At 45.0% G+C, this 2,671-nt stretch carries 3 protein-coding genes and 1 pseudogene; all 4 read left to right on the forward strand.

Going from position 1 to position 2,671, the window contains the following annotated elements:
• A partial coding sequence (ply, locus tag HT728_RS10475; protein WP_173235130.1) for a cholesterol-dependent cytolysin pneumolysin occupies window positions 1-1,085 on the forward strand: 1,085 nt, incomplete at its 5' end.
• 9 nt (window positions 1,086-1,094) lie between these two features.
• Window positions 1,095-1,841, forward strand: coding sequence for a peptidoglycan recognition family protein (locus HT728_RS10480; protein WP_101514457.1), 747 nt, complete (start codon window positions 1,095-1,097; stop codon window positions 1,839-1,841).
• A gap of 19 nt (window positions 1,842-1,860) precedes the next feature.
• Window positions 1,861-2,085, forward strand: a complete 225-nt coding sequence (locus HT728_RS10485) for a YSIRK-type signal peptide-containing protein (RefSeq protein WP_173235131.1) — start codon at window positions 1,861-1,863, stop codon at window positions 2,083-2,085.
• 152 nt (window positions 2,086-2,237) lie between these two features.
• Window positions 2,238-2,671, forward strand: a pseudogene (locus tag HT728_RS10490) (hypothetical protein); the annotation flags it as partial.

Here is a 2,671-nt window from a genome sequence, read left to right on the forward strand (position 1 = left end):
GCTTTCTCCAAGTAGAAGACCCCAGCAATTCAAGTGTTCGCGGAGCGGTAAACGATTTGTTGGCCAAGTGGCATCAAGATTATGGTCAGGTCAATAATGTCCCAGCTAGAATGCAGTATGAAAAAATCACGGCTCACAGCATGGAACAACTCAAGGTCAAGTTTGGTTCTGACTTTGAAAAGACAGGGAATTCTCTTGATATTGATTTTAACTCTGTCCATTCGGGCGAAAAGCAGATTCAGATTGTTAATTTTAAGCAGATTTATTATACAGTCAGCGTAGATGCTGTTAAAAATCCAGGAGATGTGTTTCAAGATACTGTAACGGTAGAGGATTTGAGGCAGAGAGGAATTTCTGCAGAGCGTCCTTTGGTCTATATTTCGAGTGTTGCTTATGGGCGCCAGGTCTATCTCAAGTTGGAAACCACGAGTAAGAGTGATGAAGTAGAGGCTGCTTTTGAAGCTTTGATAAAAGGAGTCAAGGTAGCTCCTCAGACAGAGTGGAAGCAGATTTTGGACAATACAGAAGTGAAGGCAGTTATTTTAGGGGGCGACCCGAGTTCGGGTGCCCGAGTTGTAACAGGCAAGGTGGATATGGTAGAGGACTTGATTCAAGAAGGCAGTCGCTTTACAGCAGATCATCCAGGGTTACCGATTTCCTATACAACTTCATTTTTACGGGACAATGTAGTTGCGACCTTTCAAAACAGTACAGACTATGTTGAGACTAAGGTGACAGCTTACAGAAACGGAGATTTACTCTTGGATCATAGTGGTGCCTATGTTGCCCAATATTATATTACTTGGGATGAATTATCCTATGATTATCAAGGTAAAGAAGTTTTGACTCCTAAGGCTTGGGACAGAAATGGGCAGGATTTGACGGCTCATTTTACCACTAGTATTCCTTTAAAAGGGAATGTTCGCAATCTCTCTATCAAAATTAGGGAGTGTACCGGACTTGCCTGGGAATGGTGGCGTACGGTTTATGAAAAAACCGATTTGCCACTAGTACGTAAGCGGACGATTTCTATTTGGGGAACGACTCTTTATCCTCAGGTAGAAGATAAGGTAGAAAATGACTAGGAGGGAAGAATGTTTGCGACAAAAAGAGTGAATGGCGATTTGTTTTCAGGACTTATCACAGATGTGGATGAGGAAATCATGAATAGCGATCAAAATCGCCTTGATATTGATACTATTGTCATCCACCATAATGGTGGGCTGAGTGATGAGGGGGCTAGAAGTACTTGGTATGTCTCTACAGGTCATGGCACATCTGCTCACTATCAGGTGACTCCTGATAAGATATGGGGGTGTGTTGGTGAAGAGAGCGTTGCCTATCATGCTGGCAACTATGAAGTCAATCAGCGTTCGATTGGTATTGAACACTTAAATAACCGTGGGGAACCTGACTGGACTATTGCAGAGGAAACCTACTGGAACTCAGCACGTTTGATTGCAGATATTTGTGATCGTTATAATTTGCCAATCAATCGTGAGACCATCCATCCTCACCAGGAATTTACAGCTACAGATTGCCCTGGGGGGATTGATCTAAATCGACTCATCCAGATGGCGGCTGAGATTCATGCTGGCGATAGTTTCCAAGTCTCAAAAGAGGAACAGCCTCGAGATGGGAATGGAGAGTATCTAGTGCGTGTGGTAGATGATGATCTCTACATCCGAACAGGTCCAGGTCTGGCTTATCCTGACCAAGGTTTTTGTCCTCTTGGGACTTTTACCATCATGCAGGTAGAAGAAGCAGATGGCTATACTTGGGGCTTGTTGAAGTCGGGTAGGGGCTGGATCGCACTAGACTATACAGAAGAAATCAAATAGAAAAAGGAAGGAAGAATGAATGAAACTAAAAAGTAAAGAAGAGCGCAAAGGGGAAAAGGTTTTTCGTTACTCAATAAGGAAGTACCACTTCGGTGCTGCTAGCGTTGCCGTTGCGGCGCTGATGTTTTTTGCCAACGGGACAGTACAGGCACAAACACCTGAAATTTCCCCAGCGACAGAGAGTGGAACGACTAGAACCAGCGCCCTTGTAAGCGATTCCTCGGGGGGGTATCTGAAGAGCTAAGTGAAAAAACTCCTGATACAGACCCAGGTCAGCCCGAGCCATCTAAGCAAGGTAATCGAGAAAATCAAGAAGTTTCAAATGAAAACAAGTCTCTAGTAAAAGATAGCGAAGAAGGCAAGGGAGAAAAACAAGCAGAGGTAAACCGTCCTACTGTGGATAAGTCACTTGCCGAGTCTGCACAAACCAGTCTACAAGCTTTACTTGCCAATCTGACACTGGACTCTATGAAAGAACTCCACGCTCGTGTAGAAGCAGGTCTAGCAAGAGCTAAGGCTGTTCTTGAAAATCCAAATTCCAGTCAAGAGGAGGTCAATGCCCAAGTTCAAGTCATGAAAACCTTGACTGAGGAGGTCAACAAGGCTTTGGCTGGTGGACTCACATCCCCAGCTGAGCTCGGAGAAGGAAGTGGGGCGACTCTAAGTGAACCAAGCCCAACTCCTAGACGAGGACGAGGGCGTAGAGGGCAACTAACCCCTCCTGCCACGCCAGCACCAGCAGAAAATCAAGAAACCAAGGAAACAGCGGAGGAAGCTACAGACTACACAAATGGTCAGGGGAGCTATCCTTTATCGGACAAAATCCATCA

Origin of the sequence: Streptococcus sp. 544, from assembly GCF_013277385.1 — a bacterium.
In the GTDB taxonomy this organism is placed as follows: Bacteria; Bacillota; Bacilli; order Lactobacillales; family Streptococcaceae; genus Streptococcus; species Streptococcus mitis_BA.

Coding starts and splice junctions, on each gene's coding strand:
- HT728_RS10485 (WP_173235131.1), top strand. CDS start 1,861: ATGAAACTAAAAAGTAAAGAAGAGCGCAAAGGGGAAAAGGTTTTTCGT.
- HT728_RS10480 (WP_101514457.1), top strand. CDS start 1,095: ATGTTTGCGACAAAAAGAGTGAATGGCGATTTGTTTTCAGGACTTATC.